This window comes from Prevotella sp. P5-92 (assembly GCF_002251245.1).
Lineage (GTDB): Bacteria > Bacteroidota > Bacteroidia > Bacteroidales > Bacteroidaceae > Prevotella.
Genome location: NZ_NPJG01000133.1, coordinates 1 through 21,342, shown reverse-complemented (window position 1 = coordinate 21,342; position 21,342 = coordinate 1). Strand labels below are relative to the sequence as shown.

Below are 21,342 nucleotides of genomic sequence, written 5' to 3'. Positions count from 1 at the left end.
TTTTAATCTGCGTATTGCCTCAAGTCGCATTGTGGGGTAAGGGGAAGGTATGCACAAATCGGACAAAATTCACGCTCATACTATCATGATGCATAGTGTTCAAGCTCTTTACTGCAATTGAGATTGCTTGCGGATTTTAGGATTCATAAACTTTTATTTATGTCAACGACTAAGCGGGTGGCGATAGGTGTGCCAGAGGGCATTCAGCAGCAAGATGCCAAGCACAATGGTACTACTCCAGTTCAACCACGAAGTACTTTCCTCTATACAGCATCTGCCAACACTTAATGCCATCTGAAACCACTCAGCAGGAAGCAGATAATCTACCACATGTCCCCAGAGAATGGCCATGGTGATGATAGATACAAGGTAGAGCACCAAAGATTTACGACCTAAAGTCTTGTTAATCACTAAGATTGATGCCATATTGCATGCCGGACCAGCCATTAGAAGTACAAGTGCGGCTCCAGGCGTAAGTCCCTTCATCATCAGTGCAACAGCTATAGGAATTGAGCCTGTAGCACAAATGTACATCGGAATGGCTATACAGAGTACGAGAAGCATGCTCAGCTGAGTGTTACCACGAAACAAGGCAAAGAATTCATCTGGCACAAACACCGTTATCAGACCTGCTATTACAAGACCTATCACTAGCCATTTGCCTATATCCTCTATCATCTCAACAAATCCGAATCTCAGGGCTTCACGCATCTTGCCTAAGAAACCTTCGTGATGCGTCTCTTCTTGCTTATGGTGGCAGCAGCAAGTTTTTGCCGACGCATCAACCGGAACGACTTCATCCTTATCGCCAAACTTGTTGATAAGCCATCCACCCATTATGGCATTGCAGAAAGCAGCAACAGGACGGATAACGGCGAAAGGCAGTCCAAGCACCGAGTAAGTGGCAATGATACTGTCAACACCCGTTTCTGGTGTAGATATAAGGAATGAGGCTGTGGCACCCTTGGATGCTCCCTGTTTTCTCAGCGACATTGCTGTCGGTAGCACTCCACAAGAACACAATGGCAGAGGAATACCAAACAAAGCGCCATAGAACACAGACTTGAAACCTTTACCACCAAGATAGCGGTTATACACCATACCTGGAATAAAAGCATGCATCACACCTGCAAAGAAGAAGCCCAAAAGAAGATAAGGCGACATCTCATTAATAAGACTTAATACCTCTTTCATAATTCATAATTACTTATTAGTTTAACTTTTCGGGTGCAAAGGTACAGAGTATTTTTTGCAACTCAAAGGCATTTTTTAATAATTTCACACTCTATCTCTTTCGTGTATATACATTACTCAACTTTCGGAAGTGGGAACTTCTTCCTTAACTTCTTAGAATTAAGTACTTCAGAAACTTGAATACATTATACTCTATTTTATGTCCATGCGACAAAATATATCAAATATCGTCGCAATTTAAGCGGCAAAAATACTAAAATAATGTCGAATGACCAAATATTTTGGGCCTGCTTGTCTTCTTCTGGAAGATGATTCCACGGTCAATTTGGATAAGAATGAGAGTAAGATGAAAGATTTTGTTAAAATCCTATAAATAACACAAGAGATCATTCCATATATTGAATATTTTGACTAACTTTGCCGTTAATATTCATGCTTAAAAATGTAGTGAGCAGACTAAAGTTCATGCATAAAAATGTATTGAGCAGGTAGAAGTTCGTGCATAATAATGTAAATAATGGAAAGAAAAGCTTACAAACATCCAAACAAGCCCCTGAAAACGAGGTGCCACGAATCAACCTTGTATGGAATTCCATCCCATCACAGTTGGGCAAGTAAAACCTCAAGTTCATTTTCGATGTCGGTCTGTTTGGGGCGATGGTAATTGATTAATAAGAAATGAAAAAGTTATTTATTTTTATCTCAGCAATATTGTGCAACCTCTTGGGATGCACTGCACAACAGCAGAAATTCGAAAGCCTCGACGCAGAAGCCTTCGAACAAGTGATTTCTGACACATCGGTAGTCAGGCTTGACGTTCGTTCCATTGACGAATATGCAAGTGGACACATTGCCAAGGCCATAAACATCGACGTAATGAAAGACGACTTCAAGACCAAGGCAACATCCCTTCTGCCTAAGGACAAAACCATTGCGCTATATTGCCGTAGCGGCAGAAGAAGCAAGAAGGCAGCAGGGATACTTGTAGAAAACGGCTATAAAGTGGTTGAACTCAACTCTGGCATTTCTGGGTGGATAAATGCCCAAAAGGAAATTGTCAGATAAAATGGCCGTATATTTCTGAATACTAACAATATGAGTGCATTAAGTGTATTATATCTAGTACTGCCATTTCCGCTTGCATTCATTTTGCATGATGCGGAGGAAGCAATAGTACAACATCGTTGGATGCTATCTCATCGCTATATCTTTGAAGACAAATACCCAAGAATAAAACCATTATTCAAGTATCTGTCTTCTCTTGACACACAATCATTCGTCATAGCAGCTTTGGAAGAATTTGTCATCCTCATTCTTTGCACTTGTTATGTGCTCATTCAAGGCAATTACTGTGTGGAAATATGGTCTGCCCTCTTCATTGCCTTCTCTTTCCATCTGTTAATACACATCATTCAGGCAATCGTTCTGAAAAGTTATGTTCCAGGATTGATTACCTCGGTGCTACTCATACCCTATTCATACCTTGGCATGCAAAGCATTTGGTATGCTATGAACGGAGTAGAACTATTCCTATGGGGCGTTGCAGGAATTATATTTATGGCAATGAATCTGATATTTGCCCACTGGATTGGGAAAATATGTCACAAGACACATACTCGTCTCGAGCATCAATATGCTTCTGAGGAATGAGGAGTGTGAAGGCTCTAATGATATATTTTATTGATGACATGAAAAAGATATTTTTTATTATTGTGCAGTTAGTAGCAATATACCCTGTGTTAGCACAGAGTAACACTAGATTGATTGTTACGACAGATATCGGAGGTTCCGACCCCGACGATATTCAGTCGTTGGTACATCTTATGGTGATGCTGAATGATGTAGATCTGGAAGGCATTATTTCCCAACACGCATGGGTGCCATACGGTACTGGTGCTGATGGCATTATCAATGACGTGATTGACGCATACGAAGATGTGTTACCCAACTTGATTGTTCATGACAAACGGTATCCAAATGCAAGCTCCATCCGTCAGATGGTAAAAACAGGACAGCCTCATGCTGCAATGGCTTGTGTGGGAGAAGGAAAAGACTCCGAGGGGTCGGAGTGGATTATCAAGGCAGTGGACAAAAAGGATGCTCGTCCGTTGTGGATTGCGGCATGGTCGGGAATGAATACACTGGCACAGGCTCTATGGAAAGTAAGTCATACTCGCTCTCCAAAAGATGTGGACAAATTTGTGAGCAAACTGAGAGTGTATGACATTCTCGGGCAGGATGATGCAGGAGCGTGGATAGCGAAGAATTATCCTAAGCTAATTTACATTCGTAACAAGAGTGTATATGGTTGGCCTAAGAATGATGAATGGTATAGGAAACATGTACAGGAGGTAGGACCACTGGGGAAGGTATATGCTTCGAGAAGATGGGCCACTGAAGGTGATTCCCCCTCATTTTTATATTGCATAAATAATGGTCTCAACAGTCCTGAGCACATCGACTATGGTGGTTGGGGAGGCCGATTTTCGCGTATTCGGAAGGAGAATATCGAAAGCATGGATTGGGTCAAGAAAAACAATTTGGACGAGATGCAGTATGCTCCTTACCTGATGTATGGCGCATCGGAAGAGGGAGGCAGGGCAATAAACATCTGGACTGATGATATTCATAATGACTTCATGGCCCGAATGGCATGGACAGTGACAAACAATTATTCTGATGCCAATCATCATCCCGTGGCTGTCATTGGGAATGACAAGTCACGACGTATCATCACTGTTTCAGCTAAGGCTGGTAAAGAAATATGTCTGAATGCTGAGAACAGTTTTGATCCGGATGGTAATCCATTGTCATTTGTGTGGCAGTTTTACAAAGAACCATCCTCTTACAAAGGAAATTTATTATTAGAAAGCCCTAACACAGAGAGAATGCGCATTCTAATTCCCGAGGAAGCACGAGGCAAGACCATCCATATTATATTAAAGGTTAGTGACAATGCACTGCCAAATCTTTGCTCATACAGAAGGATAGTAATTAATGTAAAAGGTTGAACAAGAGACTATCGGTAATATCATAAGTATCTGTTAAATTCCTATAATTATCACACGATACATATCTAAATTAAATAGTATTTTTATGGACAACAAACGTTCAGCAATAGTGATGGGAGCCACCTCGGGCATTGGCCATGAGGTGGCACTAATCCTTGCAAGGCGAGGATGGCGCATCGGTGTGGCCGGAAGACGGGAAGACATTCTCGCAAAGATGTCGGACGAAATAGATGGTGTCGTGGCATACGAGGTGATTGATGTCAATACCCCCGAGGCTGTTGACGGTCTGCACAAACTCATCGGCAAGTTGGGAGGCATGCACTTGTATTTCCATAGTTCCGGCATCGGATACCAGAATACGGCTCTCGATGCCGGTAAGGAGTTGACCACCATCGAAACCAACTGCCTTGGTATGGCAAGACTTGTGGGCGAAGCCTTCCGCTATTTTGAACAGCATCCCGAAACGGATGGACAGATAGCCGTCATCAGTTCTATATCACGGACAAAAGGACTCGGAGCCGCACCGGCATATTCGGCCTCAAAACGATTCACCAGCCATTATCTCGAAAGCCTGTGCCAACTGACGAGTATCAGGAAAATACACAACATTCACATCACGGATATACGACCCGGATTTGTCAAGACTCCATTGATTGAGGGCAGCAATTTCCCCATGCAACTCGACGCAAGAAAAGTTGCCGTAAGTATAGTGGATGGAATAGAGCGACGCAAACCAGTAATCACCATCAATTGGCTCTATCGTCTGCTTGTCTTCTTCTGGCAGATGATTCCGCGGTCAATTTGGATAAAAATGAAAGTAAAATGAATGAAGTTTTTTCTTTACCCACAAGAGTACGCATCGAAACCTACAAGCCGGAATACAGGAATGATTTCATTCGCCTCAACAGGGAGTGGATAGAATCATACTTCAAGATTGAAGCCTCGGATGTCGAGACCCACTTAGTAAAGGAGTAGCATAACGGGGCTGAGTAGTTAAAGCATAACAATGCCTGTTCTTAGGTCATAAGAACAGGGTATTCTAAGGTCATAAGAACTGGGCATTCAGTTACCAAGTGAACAGGGCATTCAGTTACCAAGTGAATAGGGTATTCAGTTACCAAGTGAATAGGGTATTCAGTTAGCAAGTGAATAGGGTATTCAGTTAGCAAGTGGATAGGGCATTCACTTGTCAAGTGGATAGGGCATTCACTTAACAAGTGATTGTCAGACAAAATAGCCATTTGTCAACTCGTCATCTATCATTGAATTTCCTCTAACCTTCCTGTTTCAGAATCAATAATAAATCCACGAACCACAATATCCTTTGGCACAAGCGGATGGGTCTTGATTGTCTCAACCGTCTTTTTCACCGATGTGGGAGTGTCTTTGAATCCCTCAAGCCAGTGATGCAAGTCTATCCCGCATTTTTCGATAGTGTCAAGTGTTTCGTCAGTCACCCCACGTGCTGTCATTTCATGGCGGAAATGATCGAAGCTCATGTGACAGGCTCCGCAATGAGAATGGGCCACAACCATTATTTCCTCTACTCCCAACTCATATATGGCGACAATCAGGCTGCGCATGGCTGAGTCGAAAGCCGAGATAACCAGTCCTCCTGCATTCTTAATGATCTTGGCATCGCCGTTCTTCAATCCAAGTGCTGCTGGAAGTAGTTCGGTGAGTCGGGTGTCCATACACGACAATACTGCCAATTTCTTGTCAGGATACTTGTCTGTGATATATTTCTCGTAGCCCTTCTCCGCCACGAATGTCTTGTTAAATTCAATAATCTCGTCTATCATATTTGTAATCCTTTAATACACTCTTTATTACTATTGCTTGCCATAATATTGTATTATATTTGCAAAATCTGCGGCAAAATTACTGAAAGAATGTTGTATCAGCAAGCTAAATAACAAAAAAATGCCTTTTTTGCTTGTTTTTTAACGAATGTATTGTATCTTTGCACACAAATATAAAAGACAATGAAAAAAATGATAATCATGAGCATCTTTGCTATGCTGTCGGGCCTGTTTCCTTGTCAGGCCACTGCCGGCAATAATATAGTTCATCCGGCTGAGGAGTTTTCAATGACTCTGAACATCGACAATTTCAAATGGACACGACAACCTGAGAGTTGCGTCATCAAGGGCGACACCATCCAGGTGGTAACCAAACCTTGCACCGACCTTTGGCAACGCACCTATTATCATTTCCGCAACGACAACGCACCTGTTTTCCAGATGGAGACAGAGGAGAAATTTTTCAGCTTCATCGTGAAGACCGATTTCACTGAAAGCCATCATCGCTTTGACCAATGTGGTATTGTGCTTTACCTTGACAGCGACAACTGGCTAAAGGGCAGTGTGGAGTATGAAAACGAAGAGTTTCAACATTTGGGAAGCGTAGTGACAAACAACGGATATTCTGATTGGGCGACAACGGCAATTCCCGCCCAAGTAAAGACAATGTGGTACAGGCTCTCGCGCAGAGAAGACGACTATTGCATCGAGTGCTCACAAGACGGAGTGCGCTTCACTCAGATGCGAGTATGCCACATGCATCATGGTGGAGGCAAGATTCGGTTTGGCATATATGCCTGCTCTCCGGAACAGTCGTCTTTTAAGGCCGTCTTCACCGACATGAAGCTGACAGAATGTGCATGGAAAGCCCACGATGGGCAGCAACCGGATTGAATAAAGATTTGAAGATGAACAAAATAGAAGAATTGGCTCTCGCCATGATTGACTATAACAATGGCGACCCGAAACGCATACAGCATATTATAACAACAAAACAACTTATGACAAACAAATTTGAAACATCCAGAGTCAATGTACTGCTATTAGTACTCCTGTCGCTGTTTTTGGGCTCATGTAGCGACTCTGACAACAACAGCCCATCGGATAGTCCTGTAACAATCGGCATCTCATGGCGAAGTGATCTGGACTCAGAATTCTACACCAATGTTGTGACTGCCATCAAGGAATGTGGCGCCACACCAGTTTTGCTCACCCAAGTGAAATGCAATGACATTACCTACCAAGATGGAGAGGTGACAGCCGACTGTATCGACGAGGCCGGACATCTCACGCTTTCGGCTGCAAGCACTCTACGCGCATCGGTTGACAACAGCAATGCCGGCGATGCAGTGAAGAGTGTGGATGCCGTCATATTCACTGGTGGTGAAGATGTAAGCCCCACATTGCTGGCAAATCCCCTACCCTGGCATGGCATTGAAGCCGAGCGTGACTATAATGCCACACGCGACGTGAACGACTATACACTCATGGCATACTGTCTCAAACAAGACATCAGCCTACTTGGTTTTTGCCGCGGTATGCAGATGCTCGGCGTCATCAGCGGAGCAACCGTTATTCAGGATATTCCCACATTCTTCGCTCAAAGAGATGAAACGTATGACTATATCCACCGCAACGAGAAGAGTTCGCCTGATGCTTATCGAGACTATTCACCCCATGATGTCACGGTTGTCAAAGGTACTAAACTCTATGACATGGCTGGCGAACTGCTTCACAACGTTCCTTCATGGCATCACCAGGCACTGCTTAGCGTTGAAGGCACGCCGCTCGTAATGTCAGGATACACCATTGTGAATGGCATGAAAATGATAGAAGCCATAGAGCGTACGGACAAGACGTTAGCTATGGGATTCCAGTTCCACCCCGAAGCTGCAATAGTGAAACATTGCACAGGAGCTGCCAACAAAGACAGATTCATGTCAATGAAAGAGGCTAAAAACCTCATAACTTCCTTCATAACCCTTATCAAAACACGAAAGGCCTCAAAGCCAACAAACTGAATATTAATAAAACAGAGGCAAGTACCTATATAATAAGTACTTGCAGGATTGACAAATGAAGCATACTCGCATTGAAGAAGAAAAGGCTGTGGTGGAGCAGATGATTCGTCTGTATTGCAGGAGATGCGAAGGGCATGACGAACTATGCCCACGTTGCAAGGAACTGTTGGATTATGCCCACTGCCGACTCGACAGATGCCGTTATGGCGAGCATAAGCCCACATGCAAGAAATGCCCTGTGCATTGCTATCGGCCAGAGATGAAAGAGCGTATCAGAATTGTAATGCGATGGTCGGGACCAAGAATGATTATCTACCATCCAATTGCAGCTATCAAACATCTGATGCGTTAAAAGACAAAAATCCTTTATTTTGGCATTGAGCGATTCAGCCGATGCATTTGTGGATCTGTTTACAAAGTAGTTTAGGATCTCATCCTCTCTGTCGTACATTGCGGCAGCGATGTCGTTAAATGCCTTGTTGTCAAATTCCCCCACCTTGGCATATCACTTCTTGATGCTTCTTCGTCCTGCTTCCTTGTCACACTTTTGGGCAAATATCATTCTCAGGGAGTGCGTCAGGCTGTATGCCTTCTCAATATCGGGATACAGTTCAAAGAGTATTTCCGCACGCTCCCTCTGGCTTGCGGTCCACTTCTCCAGCGACACCATCAGCAGGTACCTGCTTCGTATGAACAGTTCAGCCTTTGTCTCGTTGTTCCTCAGTCTCTTAGGGTGGTATGCGGCATCGCTGCGGATAGGATTGCCTTCCGCGTCGACGAGCGGCTTTCCGCTCTCGGCCAGGTCTTTAATCATAGCCCCGAAGCCATCCCTTGCATTGGCCGCTTCCGTCATTGCCTCACGGCGGTGTCCGATACGTATCTCCTGCAATGCTTCCAGACAGAACTGCTGATGGTGGAAACGGTCAAGGGTTATCATGGCCTTGGGAAAGCAGGCACTGACAATCTGGCGCATGCTTTCGGAGATGTCAAGCGTCCCAAACGATTATCTGGTGTCAACGCATTCTCGTCAAGATACAGATGGACAACGTTCACAAAGGCCTCCTCTGAGTGTGTATCCCGTGTGGCGGTCTTCTCCTTGGGTTTAACCTCGACATTGGTCAGATCAAACTTATTATAAAACGAAATTATAACGATTTTAGTGTGTATGTTCACACACGGTTATGCAGGTGACCCGTTTTTGTGCAACATCTCCCCTACAAAAATCATGTTTTGGTGCAAAAAGTGGCTGGAATATTTGGATAAATCAATGAAAAGCAATATTTTTGCACCTACAAATATATTAACTGCCCTGAGACAGCAAATACTGGACACGCTTTGGAAGTGGGAAAAACACGGAAAACGGACAGTCATCACTCTTGATGGAGGGCATCAGGCGGCTGGGTATAATCAAAATCAATAACCTAAAAAACAAACCAGAACATGAGAATCATCATCATTGGCGGCGTGGCTGGAGGCGCTACGGCAGCAGCACGCATAAAAAGACTGACAGAAGAGGCAGAGATTCTTCTGATAGAGAAAGGAAAGTACATCTCCTACGCCAACTGCGGACTTCCGTACTACATAGGCGGCATCATAGAGGAACGTGGGAAACTCTTCGTCCAGACCCCAGAGGCATTTGGCAGGAGGTTCCACATAGACGTGAGGACAGAGAGCGAGGTGACAAAGATAGACACGACGAAGAAGACGGTGACGGTAAGCACAGCTGACGGACGGGATTATACAGAAACCTACGACAAACTGCTGCTCTCGCCCGGAGCCTCCCCCGTCGTTCCCCCTCTGCCCGGCATCGACAGCGAGGGCATCTTCACGCTCCGCAACGTCAGCGACACGGACAGGATAAAGGCATTCCTGGACGGAGGAAAGGTGCACAGGGCCGTCATCGTGGGAGGCGGCTTCATAGGTCTGGAGATGGCAGAGAACCTGAAACATGCAGGACTGGACGTAGCTGTCGTGGAGATGGCCAACCAGGTCATGGGACCCATCGACTACTCCATGGCCGCACTCGTCCATGAGCATCTCCAGGAAAAGGGCGTGAAGCTCTATCTGGAACAGGCCGTGGAGAGTTTCTCGAGGGAAAACGGCATGCTGACAGTGCATTTCAAGTCGGGCATCACCCTGGAGACAGACATGGTACTGCTGAGCATAGGCGTAAGGGCAGAGACGAGGCTGGCACAGGAAGCTGGACTCCGGCTGGGCGAGATGAGGGGGATATGGGTCAACGAATACCTGCAGACCTCCGAGGAGGACGTATATGCCGTGGGCGATGCCATCGAGTTCCCCCACCCTATCACCGGCAAGCCCTGGCTCAACTTCCTGGCCGGTCCGGCCAACCGCCAGGCACGCATCGTGGCCGACAACATAGTCATGGGAAACAGCGTAAGGTATGAAGGCGCCATAGGGACCGCCATTGCCAAGGTCTTTGACCTCACCGTGGCCTCCACCGGACTGCCTGCCAAGCGGCTCAGGCAGATGGGCATGCCCTACCTCTCCGCCACCATACACCAGGGTTCACATGCCGGCTACTACCCCGGAAGCCTACAGATGAGCTTGAAGGTCACCTTCTCGCCAGAAGACGGTCGCCTGTACGGAGCACAGATTGTGGGCTACGACGGAGTAGATACGCGCATAGACCAGTTGGCCCTGGCCATCAAGCAGGGAGCCACGGCAGAGCAGCTCACACGCCTCGAACATGCCTACGCACCGCCATTCTCCTCGGCCAAGGACCCCGTGGCCATTGCCGGTTACGTGGCAGGCAACATCCTTACAGGAAAAATGAAGCCCCTCTACTGGCGCGACATTCAACATGCGGAGCGGGAGAATGCCATACTCATAGATGTACGTACGCCCGATGAGTTTGCCCTGGGCACCCTCCCCGGAGCAAGAAACATCCCCCTGGACGACCTACGGGAGAGGCTACAGGAGATACCCACCGACCGCCCCCTGTGGCTGTTCTGCGGTGTGGGACTGAGGGGCTACCTGGCCTCCAACATACTGAAGGGACATGGGTTCGGGAACGTCTCCAACCTTGTGGGCGGACTGAAGACCTACCAGGCAGCCATAACCCGGCCAGCCACTCCCAAGGGATTTGACCACGCAGAAGCGCCCGATACCTGCCCCGACCCCGCCTGCTCATGCGGCAACAGCCATGTCGTCAGGGTGGATGCGTGCGGCATTCAGTGTCCCGGGCCGATACTGAAGATAAAGCAGGCCATGGACTCGCTACAGGCAGGTGAACGGCTGGAGGTAAGGGCCACCGATGCAGGCTTCCCCAGGGATGCCGAGGCATGGTGCCGCACCACGGGCCACCGCTTCCTGGGCCGACGCTCCGAGGGCGGCATACACATCGTGGAGATAGAGAAAGCCACCCCCTGTGCCTCTGAGACCGTGAAGGTGCATGACGGAGCACAGGGAAAGACGCTCATTCTCTTCAGCGATGACCTTGACAAGACGCTCGCCACCTTCGTCCTCGCCAACGGGGCAGCCGCCACGGGCAAAAAGGTGAGCATCTTCTTCACCTTCTGGGGACTGAATGCCATCAAGAAAACCTGCAAGCCGAAGGTTGAGAAAGACCTCTTCGGACGCATATTCTCGTGGATGCTGCCCTCCGACAGTACGCAACTGGCTCTCTCGAAGATGAACATGCTGGGCATCGGAGCCAGGATGATGCGCTACCTGATGAAGAAAAAGGGAGTCGATTCCCTGGAATCTCTCCGGCAGCAGGCCATCGACAACGGGGTAGAGTTTATCGCCTGCCAGATGTCGATGGACGTGATGGGCGTCAAGCGCGAGGAACTGCTCGACAACATCACCGTGGGAGGTGTGGCAAGCTATATGGAACGAGCCGAACAGGCCAATGTGAACCTTTTCATCTAAAACATCTATGAAACAACTCCTGCCCCTCATCTGTCTCCTTCTTGCCACTTGCATGGAAAGCGTGGAGGCACAGCAGCACATTGACCTCTCCGGCAAGTGGCACTTCGGCACAGGTGCCAAGGCCACCTATGACGGCTTCGTCAGCCTGCCAGGATCCATGCAGACCAACGGGAAGGGGGAGAAGGTGACGGCACTGGTGGGGGTACTCAACGTACACTGGGGTGAGAAGGGATATGCCATGGCATCCGAATGGAGGGAGTTCTGGGTCTATCCCGACATACAGGAGGAACAGGCAACCCAAGGGCTGCACATCGCAGACACCCTCGATGCAAAGGCACTCGAAGTGCTCAGGAAAAGATCCTGAAGGAAATAGGAAGGATGATGCGCGAACATAATGAGCAGGAGGTGCTGACCGTGCGTGAGCAGTCAACCCTCGGCATTATCTTTCATCGAGAAACTCTCCTTCAACGCCTTCAATGAGGGCACAAGACTCGGACATTGCATCAAGATGCACAAGCGGCTGTTTGGTGTGGATGCTAACGCAGTCCACCTGGCGGAGCGTCTGGCAGAGCTGAAAGAGAACAAGACGGCATAAGAGACATCTGAAACGGAATTAAGATGGAGTCCTCCGAAGAGAACTCCTAATCTGTTATCGGCAAAGGCAGCAAATACACGACTTTGGAGTGCCGTTATACCAGCAAAAAGCAATTAAAACTGGTCGCATGGAGCATCAAGATACCAAGCTGACCTCTATGCGTCCACGACTGAAAGAATTAAACGACAATCCCTAACTAGTTTCTTCATGGTATTACCCATAAAAGCACTGTTCCCTAGTTCTACAACTGGATATTATACACCATCATATTCAATTGAATCTGGAACGATAAGAGAATCCCTGTTATCTGCATTAGAAATTCTAGCTTCTTTTGTATTTTGGTTGATCCAGTAATAGAGTCCTTGTCGTCTAAAGGATTGAGCATTACTTCTTGATGAGTGAACTGCAAGCAGAATTACTAATAATATCAATGTCTTGAAATACTTCATAAAGATTATTCGTTTAAAGCTTGAACAAAATAATTATCGAATGTTGAAAGAGCGGAGTGCCATGCACTGGACGATGGGTGATAAGGATTAAGTAATGTAATCTGCTTGTTTATTCCAGGAATTTGCATATGACACAAATATCCTCCAGTTGAAGATAAAGCTTGCTTGTCGACAACAAACACATTATCTTCCTTTAATCTTGAATTGATGACACACCCCCAGAGTATTACAATATCTGGCTGGATCTCTTTTACAGTTTGTATAAAAGACTCGAAATCTCTTTCAGACATATCTGACCATCTTGTTTCCCTGAAACCTTTTGATGTCGCAGGCAAGAAGAACTGTACATAATTGGTGAAGGCTAGATGAGACCACACTGTGTCGTATTCTTCAGTACCTATAAATTTTGAAATATAGCCAGCAAACGTCTGATAGGTTCTTGGCGCATCTCCGATACAATAGGTAGGCTCGTCATGAAGCGTTTTACCATCACTCATATATACAGGACATGTCTTGTCACAAGGACTGGAGTCTTTCTTTTCCACATCTGTGCAGATATTGAAAAATTTACAATCTGTCTGAGGACAATAGAAACTAGCACCAAGTATCAATACCTTTTTACCTTGAATTCCTTTTTGATAGTTACTACCAACGAAAGGATAGAAAAACCGTGAACTCATATATTACCTCCTTACCATAGTTTTAATTGTAGAAACATACTTGTATAAGTGACTGTCGTAACTACAAGAACTTTGAGAAGTCCCATAAAAAATTCTGTAAGCATAATTGTAATGTTTTTAATTTAAACTATCATATTATTTTATTCTGCGAACATCAAGTGGCATAAGAAATGCCGTAACCTTGATTTCGATGACAAAGTTACGGCATTGTGTTGAGTGTGTGTCTATACGTATAGAATTACCCGAAGAGCATTTTACCGAAATAACCTGCTAGAAGGCCGATAACTGCACCAGAAAAACCAACATCAATCCAATTCAATTCTTTTATCTTTCCGACAAAGACTGCTATTCCACCAGCAATCGCTACTATAGCAATTATCATCCATATATTCACATATACAAAAGGAATGAAAAGAGCTGCAAGTATTCCTAAAATGAAACTCACACTAAACCATCCCCAAACATTTGAATTTTCCATTTTTCCCATATTACAAATATTTAAGTTTAAAAATCTAATTTCAGTATTTCGTCATCACTCTCAATTGCCTTTGTATATGCAGCTAATTGTGCCAAAGGATTCTGCGCAATTGTGTCACTAATAGCTTTAAGCGCAGGCAATGTATCTGGATAGCGATATTTATTATTCTCTGGATTTAAGCAGAGCCAATGTGCACCCCATAAACCGCCAAATAGCCAAATAGCCCAAACCTTCCGTTGATTAAGTGGTTTGGCTAATGAGATAACATCTGTGGTCAAAATGGCAATTGACGTGGTCACAATCATATCTACTAGGACAATTATATATATAATCCAATGACCAGCAAGTGTATTCTGGACAAACCCAACCCAGTCTTCATACATTGATGTAAAAATTTCTAGTTCTGACATATTTAATTGTTTTTAATTTACCTGCAAAGGTATGCAGAAAATACTGTTACTTATCTATACGTATAGAAATCCGATGCTATTCGGTCAACAAATGTTGAACCAAATCACGCCAATGCCTAACTTCATTATCAGGCATACACAATGCATCTTCTTTTTGTGTACGCAGGCTTTCACCATAAGGCAAACCCTTCGGAGATAGAATAAATCTGCTTAATTCCTTCCAAGGAATGTTTGCTACACCTGTAGTACCACGCGTTTTGATTAAGTGATGATCAGCCATATACTGAAAGAATGCAGAAAAGAGTCTGATGAAATCTGAATTGCTATATTCTTGCACCTGCCAAGCGTATTCGTAATTTAAGTCACGATATATAATTCGTTTTTTTTCAGCATTGTTCATGAAGGTTTCAAATAGAAGAATATTTTTCTTCGTAGCTTCTTCATCAACGATTCTCCCCATTCTACCTCTTTTGTATATGTACAGTTTCTCTATGAATTGAGTATATGCTTTCTGAGTAAATGAGGTGCTATCAGGATTATTCTTGAACACAGGAAATTCTTTTGTTTCAATAATATCTTCTTCAAGCATCTTTCTATATACATTGCGAATCAGCTTCAGGGCTCGAAGTCCAACTTCATGAATGTCTTCTTCCTCTTGTAAGGTAATCCAGAAAGGCCAGTACGTATTATCATTAGCATTATTTGTGGCTTTGAAACGCATGGCAAAGTTTTTACCAGGGAAGGTGTTGTTTAGTATGGTACATACCAATCCTTTTAACTGCTCCCATTCCTTGTTGAAATTTTCAATTTCAGTATCGTGATCATAGCCATCCAATGTGAACCCTTTACATCCATAATAGATGCCAACGTTTGGCTCATATATGTCATATTCTAACAAGAACTCATAGGCACGATGCCCATCCTTGCTATATAGAGTGTCAATTTTGTACATCATATGGTTTGGTGCATCAATACCATGGAAAGAACCTTTTAGTTCATCCTTGGTACCGAGTTGAAACATCTTTTCCTTGTAGAATTTGGATGCTTCTTCAGTATATTTTCGCCAATAGGCTTCGTTGATAGAATTTTGTTTATATGCCATATTATTATACTTTGACTATGCTAATGACCTATCATAAAGCATTCCCTGCTTTCGGCATACCTGTTCTTGAAGGAGCGACACCCGAGAATCGTCCCAACGAAAACTTGTCCAATTATCTCTTTCGTGTATAAACATCATGCATTCTTACTTTGTGCAACATAATACAACGACAAATGTCGCAAAATCTACTGCAAAAATACTAATAATATTCCGAATCGCCAAACAAACCTGCAAAATAACGCAAATTTTGCGACGTTTTTATCGAAAAATCGTCAGAAGCCTTATTCTGGAAACTAAAAAGGGACCTGCCCAAGCGGACAGGTCCCTTTGTTAGTTATGTTAGAGTGATATTTACTCCTCTACTGCTGCCTGGGCGGCTGCTAACGAGCATTGATTATCAGCAACATATATCGGGATTGGGAAACATTTGGGAAACATTTAGAGCATGTACTGCACATTCTGCTTCCATGTGCCAATCGATTAATTTCTATTCTTTGCTATTGTCCTTTCTATTTTTTAGGGTTAATACTTATCGCTTCACGTGCATTTTAGCACGTTCTGCAAATTTTGCTTGCAAAATTAACGAATAATCTACAGAACACCAAACTTCCTGCAAGTTATTCGCGTTTTTCATGCAAAATAAGCCGTATTATTGATAAACAAGCACCAAATCATATACTCCAGAGGGCAGTTCTCTTTCGGTAAAAAGAAAAAGCTTGCCAGTCCATGCAGTTTAGGTTTAAGTTTAGATGGGCTTATATATAATAAGGTAGGTAAACTTGAATTGAGAACAGGCAAGTTTATTTTTCAAGTTTGAAAAGGTCATGTATATATACATGGATGAATGTAAACTTAAACCTGCTGCCATATTTTCTCTTTTAATCGAAATGAGACTCTGATAAATACGAATACCTCGTAAATGTAGTAATCTACGGGGAATTTTCATATTCTCCGTAACTTTTTACGAATAACATTCGTGATTACAAAAAAATGATTGTAACTTTGCACCCAAAATAGAGAATGAGATGGATAGAAAAGACATCATAGAAACACTGCAAAAGCAAGGTGGTTTCATGACCACAAGTGAAGTGAAAAGCCGTGGTGATTATGAACACCTTCGCCGTGCCACAGTTGACGGAACGCTAATGCGAATCCGTCAAGGTGTTTATGCCGAGACTTCTGCGCTGGCAAACAATATGATTGATGTACAGCGCATAGTACCTAACGGGGTGCTTTGCCTTTATAGTGCATTTGCCCACTATGGACTTTCTACGCATGTGCCAGCAGCTACATGTATCGCCATCGATGCCAAGCGAAAGGTACGTCTGCCCGAATACCCTCCCATAGACCTATATTATTGGAAGAAGGAGAACCTTGAGTTTGGCGTTGTGGAAAAGGAGATTTCAGGATACAAGGTTCTTATCACAGACATGGAGCGATCTGTATGCGATGCCGTAAAGTACCGCAACAAGATAGGTCTTGACATGTGCGGTGAGGTAATTGACAATTATCTCAAAAATGAGAATCGCAACATCACACTTCTCCATGAATACGCAGGGAGACTAAGAGTAAAGAACATCTTGACTAAATATCTGGAGACCAGACTATGACAAAGAATATTGGAAAGTCAATTAAGACACGTCTGCTAAATCTGGCAAAAGAGGAGAAGCAGGATTACATGAAGGTGCTGGTGAGATACTTGCACGAACGCTTGTTGTTCCGCATTTCAGCAAGCCCTTATAAAAGCCACTTCTTGTTGAAAGGAAGTTCCCTGCTGTTTGCATTGGATGGTTTTAAGGCTCGACCCACCATCGACATTGACCTGCTCGGTGAGCGCATCAGCAATGATAGGGACAGTCTTAAAGAAGTGTTCCAAAAGGTATGCAGTGTGGAATGTGAGGATGATGGTGTCCGTTTTGATGCTGGTTCTCTTGAACTGGAACCGATAGCCATTGAGAAGAAATACCCAGGCACTTGTGTGAAGGTTGTGGCCCACTTGGACTCTATAGTGCAGCAGGTATCTGTTGACATTGGCTTCGGTGATGTGGTTACGCCTTATCCTGTCTCATTGGATTACCCATTATTGCTTCCCGATGTTCCAGCTGTAGAAATCTATGCCTATTCGCAGGAAACGCTGATTGCTGAGAAGTTTCACACCATGGTTGACCGCGACGAGAGTAACAGCCGTATGAAGGATTTCTTTGATGTGTACCAGCTCTTCACCTATCATGAAATAGACAAAGCTCTTCTAGAAGAAGCCATAGTCAGCACCTTCAAGAACAGAAATACATCATACAAAGATAACCTCGCCCTGTTCACGAACACGTTTGCCCAAGACGACACACGTAATGCCTGGTGGAAAGCGTTCTTGAAAAAGATTCGTTGGAAGGAACATATTGACTTCTCTGATGTAATGAACTGCATTAAAGAGAATCTACAAGAATATTGGAAGGAAGATGTCTTGGGACGATAACTGAACAATCGCCCCCGCTTCTTTACTACATATATAATAACCGATTTCAGGAAAGCTGCAAGGAGTTTGTCATTACATCCATGACTTCCTGTTGGAGATAACAACTCTCCAATGAAAGCCGAATGTGTCCTGACCTCATAACTCTGAAGACCAAGAATAGAAAACACATTGAATGTATCTCCATCCTTGATTCTCTGGGCTTGAAGTCTTCTGTCTTTTTCGACTAGTTTCAATATTTTGTCAAGTAGTATTTGCATTACGTCCTTATTTTTTTGTAAACCACCCTCCGAAATATTGTAAACTAGTTGTAAACCAGAGGCATCATGGACTGCTTTTGTTACGTGTAGAACGTGTTGAAAAGAAGAGAGGCAAGTGCCTGCTGTTTAAGCACTTGCCTCTTGTCTCATTAATTATCAGCATCTAAGGATTATTCTTCCACTGCTGCCTGTGCGGCGGCTAGACGATACTGAGTATCAGTTACTTACAGAGTTAGTGTAAAGTACTGGCACCTCTTTTTAGACTCATTCTGCTCATTTTGCCTCATTTTTCAGGGAAAAAATGGCTCAATGGCAGATTCATTCTCATTTCTTGATTTTATCTTTATTATATTTTACACTAGATTGCTTGACTTCAGTCTTACAATCGTTAACTGTAAATGCTTCGCAAGTCCAGAAGATTGAACTTCATGAACAAACACCACATTCTGTTTGCAAAAATACAAAATAATCTTGAACTCAGGCTCATTTTTCTCATTTTTCGTGCAGAATGAGTTTGATTTTAACATGTCATCGCGAAGCCATAGCTAATAACACCTAACCTTGCATTTTTTTCTAGGTATGCGGGAATTTCGCATACCTCTGTACTAATTTTGCAGCCAATATTAAAAAATGTTGAATTAAAATAAGAATTATGGAAGAGAACAATAAAAATAAGCGCAAGAGCATTGCCGAATGGATTGCGGTGTTTTTGTGTATTGCAGCTGCCCCCGTGCCATGTATTACCCTTATGTCTGCCACAAAAGTATTGTCTGAGCGTTGGGAATGTATCGCACTTTGGCCAGCCTTACTATGCTTGGTCATTGGAGCTATCGCCTTTTTGATAACCTGCAGGGTGCTTAGCTGGTTGATATACCTTATTATTAAATAAGAAAGGAGTAAATGTTATGAGAGGATGTCTTACTACCATAATCACATTGATTATACTATTTGCCTTTGGAGGAACTGCTTTAGCTGCAATTGTGATAATAGTACCGCTATTGCTTGGCGAACAGGATGCAAAAAGCCTGGCCGACCTTCACTGGTACACATGGACTGCAATTATCATTCTACCGATTATATTACTAAAGATTCTTGTCAAAGCAAGTCGCATTACTGCAAACTATATCTGTGACATGTTAGGAATCGACTAAATAATAGATGGAATTTTGACAGAAGAATGCAACTTTTTTGCTTTTAGTGTTGTTTTATTAAAAAGATTTTGTATCTTTGCCCACAGATACGACCTCGTGTCGTTTCGTTGACATACTGAATAGCGAAGCAAAGTGCTTCATTCTCACCAAACGGGAACCTGAGAACTCCCTGTCTGCGAAAGCGGACATGATAGCGAAGGTGGGGAATGTGGTGCAGTTGTTTCCGCGTTACTATAGCGCGGACTTCTGTCATATTCCACCTTCAAGGTTTCTCAGGACCTCCGTTGCAGAATATCGACACGAGGTCTGCGCTTTCAGTTTGACAAAAAAATATTAGTGGTAAAAATGACTTCAAAAGTCGCGTACCTTGAAAACTTTTACAATTATGATTACCTGTTTTGAGAAAAAAAGATTATTTGTTCTTTTTATATTATTTGCTTTCACTTTACTCTTTGCCAGTTGTGACAATGAGGACGAAAAAGACACATCCATATATCAGGAAAAAGAGTCTTTTGAGAATTACCTTACTGAAAAAATAAATGGCTATGTTGAAGAAAAAACGTCGGAATTGGTTGATGAGCAGACTAGTATTTGGACTCTTCAACCAATAAGAATGCTGAAACATTCATTTTTTGTAAACGATAGTACAAGAAAAGGTGATTGGTATCAAGCTGTCGTGAGTGTAGGTCTTAGTACGGATAGTATAAATAGTTTTATCAATCGAGAAATTGATACATACAACACATTTCATAAAGGAAACGAAATTGAGTATATGGAATTAAATTCGTTGGAGCAAGAAGAAATTATTGACGACAATGCGTTTTCACTTATTAAAGAACTTGAGTACTATGGTGCATATGATTTAATAGATATTCTGATAGGTTCCTTTGTTGCATATATTGTAGGCTGGGTGATTGGATTTATTGTTGCTTATGTGTTTTTTAGTATCTTTACTTCTGTTGAAGACGAAAATAATACGATTTGTCGGGGAATAGGTTATTTATTTATGATTATATGGGCATGCCTGTTCTTGTGGCTTACATATAAGTATGTCGTTCTTAGCATGGAACTGGAGAATGTAATAAGTTCAAATATTATCAATACATTATTTTAATAAAACAATTATTCTATGGTTAAATATATATGGTCTGCAATAATATCTTTATTCATATTTTGTGGAATAAGTATTGGCAGAAAGAGTTTTGTAAAATCGTATCTCGAAAAAGAAGGTAAAACGATTATAAAGTCCGAAATCAAGCATTTTGGTAAGGAATTAAGTATCAATTCGCTTCGAAAAGAATGTCGTACGACAACAAAAGTAGGACTCAGGACTTCGCTTCGAGCATTAACTACTGCAGAGAAAAAAGTTCTAAAGAGAATAGAAAAAGTAGTTCCTTACGGTAATAATGGCATCAATGCAGAAAAGTGGACTATTGGGCAAATCGCAAAATCTCCTTTATTCCCTAAATGCATCCAGAATTTTAAGGAGTATTGTTCCAAAAATTCTATTTCTCCTTAATTCCGCAACACTATAGTTTAACATTATTTATAAGTGCCTGAGCAACAAAAAGTTGCCCAGGATTTTGCCATGTCAGAATTTTCACTTACCTTAGTGTTGCGAAAAGAAGACAAGCAAAAATCGTAACAAGGCGCTGCAAAGGTACAAATAAAATTCGAAAAACTCACACCTTTTGGAGGAATTTTTTCAATCATGGAGAAATTTGACTCCATGCTTTCACCCGTTATCGACTCAACACTGGGTCAGAGATGCAGCAGTATCTTCGGATATCAGTTCAGCGAGATAGTCCGTTCGCTGATGAGCGTT

Annotated in this window: 23 protein-coding genes and 4 pseudogenes; 17 read left to right on the top strand and 10 right to left on the bottom strand. The window is 43.3% G+C overall.

Annotated elements, in window-relative coordinates:
- Window positions 1–162 precede the first annotated feature (162 nt).
- Window positions 163–1,194, bottom strand: coding sequence for an SO_0444 family Cu/Zn efflux transporter (locus CIK99_RS14655; protein WP_094382237.1), 1,032 nt, complete (start codon window positions 1,192–1,194; stop codon window positions 163–165).
- 678 nt (window positions 1,195–1,872) lie between these two features.
- On the opposite strand from CIK99_RS14655, the gene CIK99_RS14650 reads away from it, so the two are divergent.
- The 4 genes from CIK99_RS14650 to CIK99_RS14635 all read left to right on the top strand — a co-directional run bounded on the left by CIK99_RS14650 (window position 1,873) and on the right by CIK99_RS14635 (window position 5,031).
- Window positions 1,873–2,259: a rhodanese-like domain-containing protein gene (locus CIK99_RS14650; RefSeq protein WP_094382236.1), complete on the top strand. Its 387-nt coding sequence runs from the start codon at window positions 1,873–1,875 to the stop codon at window positions 2,257–2,259.
- A 30-nt stretch (window positions 2,260–2,289) separates the two neighbouring features.
- Window positions 2,290–2,844, top strand: coding sequence for an HXXEE domain-containing protein (locus CIK99_RS14645; protein WP_094382235.1), 555 nt, complete (start codon window positions 2,290–2,292; stop codon window positions 2,842–2,844).
- A 110-nt stretch (window positions 2,845–2,954) separates the two neighbouring features.
- On the top strand, window positions 2,955–4,205 hold the full coding sequence (locus tag CIK99_RS14640; RefSeq protein ID WP_094382240.1) for a nucleoside hydrolase-like domain-containing protein: 1,251 nt from the start codon (window positions 2,955–2,957) through the stop codon (window positions 4,203–4,205).
- 85 nt (window positions 4,206–4,290) lie between these two features.
- Complete coding sequence (locus tag CIK99_RS14635; protein ID WP_094382234.1) at window positions 4,291–5,031, top strand: SDR family oxidoreductase; 741 nt, start codon at window positions 4,291–4,293, stop codon at window positions 5,029–5,031.
- 433 nt (window positions 5,032–5,464) lie between these two features.
- Here the strand turns inward: CIK99_RS14635 and CIK99_RS14630 are convergent, their stop codons facing one another.
- Window positions 5,465–6,007: a carbonic anhydrase gene (locus tag CIK99_RS14630; RefSeq protein ID WP_094382233.1), complete on the bottom strand. Its 543-nt coding sequence runs from the start codon at window positions 6,005–6,007 to the stop codon at window positions 5,465–5,467.
- Between the two features lie 183 nt (window positions 6,008–6,190).
- Here CIK99_RS14630 and CIK99_RS14625 point away from each other — a divergent pair, with 183 nt between their 5' ends.
- Genes CIK99_RS14625 through CIK99_RS14615 form a run of 3 tightly spaced genes read left to right on the top strand, consistent with a single transcriptional unit; the run spans window position 6,191 to window position 8,380 of the window.
- Window positions 6,191–6,901, top strand: a complete 711-nt coding sequence (locus CIK99_RS14625; RefSeq protein ID WP_254047826.1) for a DUF1349 domain-containing protein — start codon at window positions 6,191–6,193, stop codon at window positions 6,899–6,901.
- Window positions 6,902–6,915: 14 nt separating this feature from the next.
- Window positions 6,916–8,028, top strand: coding sequence for a gamma-glutamyl-gamma-aminobutyrate hydrolase family protein (locus CIK99_RS14620; RefSeq protein WP_158216002.1), 1,113 nt, complete (start codon window positions 6,916–6,918; stop codon window positions 8,026–8,028).
- 55 nt (window positions 8,029–8,083) lie between these two features.
- Window positions 8,084–8,380, top strand: a complete 297-nt coding sequence (locus tag CIK99_RS14615) for a nitrous oxide-stimulated promoter family protein (protein ID WP_094382238.1) — start codon at window positions 8,084–8,086, stop codon at window positions 8,378–8,380.
- 21 nt (window positions 8,381–8,401) lie between these two features.
- On the opposite strand, the pseudogene CIK99_RS14610 reads toward CIK99_RS14615, so the two are convergent.
- Window positions 8,402–9,013 (bottom strand): annotated as a pseudogene (locus CIK99_RS14610) (transposase); the annotation flags it as partial.
- Window positions 9,014–9,193: 180 nt separating this feature from the next.
- Between CIK99_RS14610 and CIK99_RS15630 the strand changes: the two are divergent.
- From CIK99_RS15630 to CIK99_RS15480, 4 genes are read left to right on the top strand one after another with little or no spacing between them, the layout of a single operon-like run.
- Window positions 9,194–9,448: a hypothetical protein gene (locus tag CIK99_RS15630; RefSeq protein WP_216822815.1), complete on the top strand. Its 255-nt coding sequence runs from the start codon at window positions 9,194–9,196 to the stop codon at window positions 9,446–9,448.
- Window positions 9,449–9,468: 20 nt separating this feature from the next.
- Complete coding sequence (locus CIK99_RS14600; protein ID WP_094382230.1) at window positions 9,469–11,922, top strand: FAD-dependent oxidoreductase; 2,454 nt, start codon at window positions 9,469–9,471, stop codon at window positions 11,920–11,922.
- 7 nt (window positions 11,923–11,929) lie between these two features.
- A complete protein-coding gene (locus CIK99_RS14595; RefSeq protein WP_094382229.1) occupies window positions 11,930–12,286 on the top strand; it encodes a hypothetical protein in 357 nt (118 codons plus the stop codon).
- 54 nt (window positions 12,287–12,340) lie between these two features.
- Window positions 12,341–12,517, top strand: coding sequence for a hypothetical protein (locus CIK99_RS15480; protein WP_158216001.1), 177 nt, complete (start codon window positions 12,341–12,343; stop codon window positions 12,515–12,517).
- A 254-nt stretch (window positions 12,518–12,771) separates the two neighbouring features.
- Here CIK99_RS15480 and CIK99_RS15060 read toward each other — a convergent pair whose 3' ends face one another.
- The 6 genes and pseudogenes from CIK99_RS15060 to CIK99_RS15055 all read right to left on the bottom strand — a co-directional run.
- A complete protein-coding gene (locus CIK99_RS15060) occupies window positions 12,772–12,966 on the bottom strand; it encodes a hypothetical protein (RefSeq protein ID WP_144008023.1) in 195 nt (64 codons plus the stop codon).
- A 5-nt stretch (window positions 12,967–12,971) separates the two neighbouring features.
- Complete coding sequence (locus CIK99_RS14590; RefSeq protein ID WP_144008022.1) at window positions 12,972–13,511, bottom strand: hypothetical protein; 540 nt, start codon at window positions 13,509–13,511, stop codon at window positions 12,972–12,974.
- Window positions 13,512–13,884: 373 nt separating this feature from the next.
- Window positions 13,885–14,133 carry a hypothetical protein gene (locus CIK99_RS14585; RefSeq protein ID WP_094382227.1) on the bottom strand — a complete coding sequence of 83 codons (249 nt, stop codon included), beginning with the start codon at window positions 14,131–14,133 and terminating at the stop codon, window positions 13,885–13,887.
- A gap of 17 nt (window positions 14,134–14,150) precedes the next feature.
- Window positions 14,151–14,534, bottom strand: coding sequence for a hypothetical protein (locus tag CIK99_RS14580; protein ID WP_094382226.1), 384 nt, complete (start codon window positions 14,532–14,534; stop codon window positions 14,151–14,153).
- Between the two features lie 76 nt (window positions 14,535–14,610).
- A complete protein-coding gene (locus tag CIK99_RS14575) occupies window positions 14,611–15,636 on the bottom strand; it encodes a hypothetical protein (protein WP_094382225.1) in 1,026 nt (341 codons plus the stop codon).
- Window positions 15,637–15,663: 27 nt separating this feature from the next.
- Window positions 15,664–15,771, bottom strand: a pseudogene (locus CIK99_RS15055) (DUF4172 domain-containing protein); the annotation flags it as partial.
- An 890-nt stretch (window positions 15,772–16,661) separates the two neighbouring features.
- Here CIK99_RS15055 and CIK99_RS14570 point away from each other — a divergent pair.
- Together CIK99_RS14570 and CIK99_RS14565 are read left to right on the top strand one after the other, a co-directional pair.
- Window positions 16,662–17,246, top strand: coding sequence for a type IV toxin-antitoxin system AbiEi family antitoxin domain-containing protein (locus CIK99_RS14570; protein ID WP_094382224.1), 585 nt, complete (start codon window positions 16,662–16,664; stop codon window positions 17,244–17,246).
- On the top strand, window positions 17,243–18,109 hold the full coding sequence (locus CIK99_RS14565) for a nucleotidyl transferase AbiEii/AbiGii toxin family protein (RefSeq protein WP_094382223.1): 867 nt from the start codon (window positions 17,243–17,245) through the stop codon (window positions 18,107–18,109). Before CIK99_RS14570 ends, CIK99_RS14565 begins: the two co-directional genes overlap by 4 nt.
- 50 nt (window positions 18,110–18,159) lie before the next feature.
- Here the strand turns inward: CIK99_RS14565 and CIK99_RS16145 are convergent.
- A pseudogene (locus tag CIK99_RS16145) lies at window positions 18,160–18,366 on the bottom strand (PD-(D/E)XK nuclease family protein); the annotation flags it as partial.
- Between the two features lie 652 nt (window positions 18,367–19,018).
- Here CIK99_RS16145 and CIK99_RS14555 point away from each other — a divergent pair.
- From CIK99_RS14555 to CIK99_RS16140, 4 genes and pseudogenes are all read left to right on the top strand, one after another.
- A complete protein-coding gene (locus tag CIK99_RS14555) occupies window positions 19,019–19,255 on the top strand; it encodes a hypothetical protein (protein WP_094382221.1) in 237 nt (78 codons plus the stop codon).
- A gap of 647 nt (window positions 19,256–19,902) precedes the next feature.
- The gene (locus CIK99_RS14545; protein WP_094382219.1) at window positions 19,903–20,631 is read left to right on the top strand and encodes a hypothetical protein; all 729 of its coding nucleotides are present in this window, start codon (window positions 19,903–19,905) and stop codon (window positions 20,629–20,631) included.
- Between the two features lie 15 nt (window positions 20,632–20,646).
- Window positions 20,647–21,036, top strand: a complete 390-nt coding sequence (locus tag CIK99_RS14540; RefSeq protein ID WP_094382218.1) for a hypothetical protein — start codon at window positions 20,647–20,649, stop codon at window positions 21,034–21,036.
- Between the two features lie 147 nt (window positions 21,037–21,183).
- Window positions 21,184–21,342, top strand: a pseudogene (locus tag CIK99_RS16140) (IS1380 family transposase); the annotation flags it as partial.

What these genes read in the sequence shown, in the direction of transcription:
- CIK99_RS14570 (WP_094382224.1), top strand. Translation starts at nt 16,662, where the DNA reads ATGGATAGAAAAGACATCATAGAAACACTGCAAAAGCAAGGTGGTTTC.
- CIK99_RS14580 (WP_094382226.1), bottom strand. Translation starts at nt 14,534, where the DNA reads ATGTCAGAACTAGAAATTTTTACATCAATGTATGAAGACTGGGTTGGG.
- CIK99_RS14655 (WP_094382237.1), bottom strand. Translation starts at nt 1,194, where the DNA reads ATGAAAGAGGTATTAAGTCTTATTAATGAGATGTCGCCTTATCTTCTT.
- CIK99_RS14625 (WP_254047826.1), top strand. Translation starts at nt 6,191, where the DNA reads ATGAAAAAAATGATAATCATGAGCATCTTTGCTATGCTGTCGGGCCTG.
- CIK99_RS14545 (WP_094382219.1), top strand. Translation starts at nt 19,903, where the DNA reads ATGATTACCTGTTTTGAGAAAAAAAGATTATTTGTTCTTTTTATATTA.
- CIK99_RS14585 (WP_094382227.1), bottom strand. Translation starts at nt 14,133, where the DNA reads ATGGGAAAAATGGAAAATTCAAATGTTTGGGGATGGTTTAGTGTGAGT.
- CIK99_RS14540 (WP_094382218.1), top strand. Translation starts at nt 20,647, where the DNA reads ATGGTTAAATATATATGGTCTGCAATAATATCTTTATTCATATTTTGT.
- CIK99_RS14630 (WP_094382233.1), bottom strand. Translation starts at nt 6,007, where the DNA reads ATGATAGACGAGATTATTGAATTTAACAAGACATTCGTGGCGGAGAAG.
- CIK99_RS14565 (WP_094382223.1), top strand. Translation starts at nt 17,243, where the DNA reads ATGACAAAGAATATTGGAAAGTCAATTAAGACACGTCTGCTAAATCTG.
- CIK99_RS14620 (WP_158216002.1), top strand. Translation starts at nt 6,916, where the DNA reads ATGAACAAAATAGAAGAATTGGCTCTCGCCATGATTGACTATAACAAT.
- CIK99_RS14555 (WP_094382221.1), top strand. Translation starts at nt 19,019, where the DNA reads ATGGAAGAGAACAATAAAAATAAGCGCAAGAGCATTGCCGAATGGATT.
- CIK99_RS14645 (WP_094382235.1), top strand. Translation starts at nt 2,290, where the DNA reads ATGAGTGCATTAAGTGTATTATATCTAGTACTGCCATTTCCGCTTGCA.
- CIK99_RS14650 (WP_094382236.1), top strand. Translation starts at nt 1,873, where the DNA reads ATGAAAAAGTTATTTATTTTTATCTCAGCAATATTGTGCAACCTCTTG.
- CIK99_RS14600 (WP_094382230.1), top strand. Translation starts at nt 9,469, where the DNA reads ATGAGAATCATCATCATTGGCGGCGTGGCTGGAGGCGCTACGGCAGCA.
- CIK99_RS15060 (WP_144008023.1), bottom strand. Translation starts at nt 12,966, where the DNA reads ATGAAGTATTTCAAGACATTGATATTATTAGTAATTCTGCTTGCAGTT.
- CIK99_RS14575 (WP_094382225.1), bottom strand. Translation starts at nt 15,636, where the DNA reads ATGGCATATAAACAAAATTCTATCAACGAAGCCTATTGGCGAAAATAT.
- CIK99_RS14615 (WP_094382238.1), top strand. Translation starts at nt 8,084, where the DNA reads ATGAAGCATACTCGCATTGAAGAAGAAAAGGCTGTGGTGGAGCAGATG.
- CIK99_RS15630 (WP_216822815.1), top strand. Translation starts at nt 9,194, where the DNA reads ATGTTCACACACGGTTATGCAGGTGACCCGTTTTTGTGCAACATCTCC.
- CIK99_RS14595 (WP_094382229.1), top strand. Translation starts at nt 11,930, where the DNA reads ATGAAACAACTCCTGCCCCTCATCTGTCTCCTTCTTGCCACTTGCATG.
- CIK99_RS14635 (WP_094382234.1), top strand. Translation starts at nt 4,291, where the DNA reads ATGGACAACAAACGTTCAGCAATAGTGATGGGAGCCACCTCGGGCATT.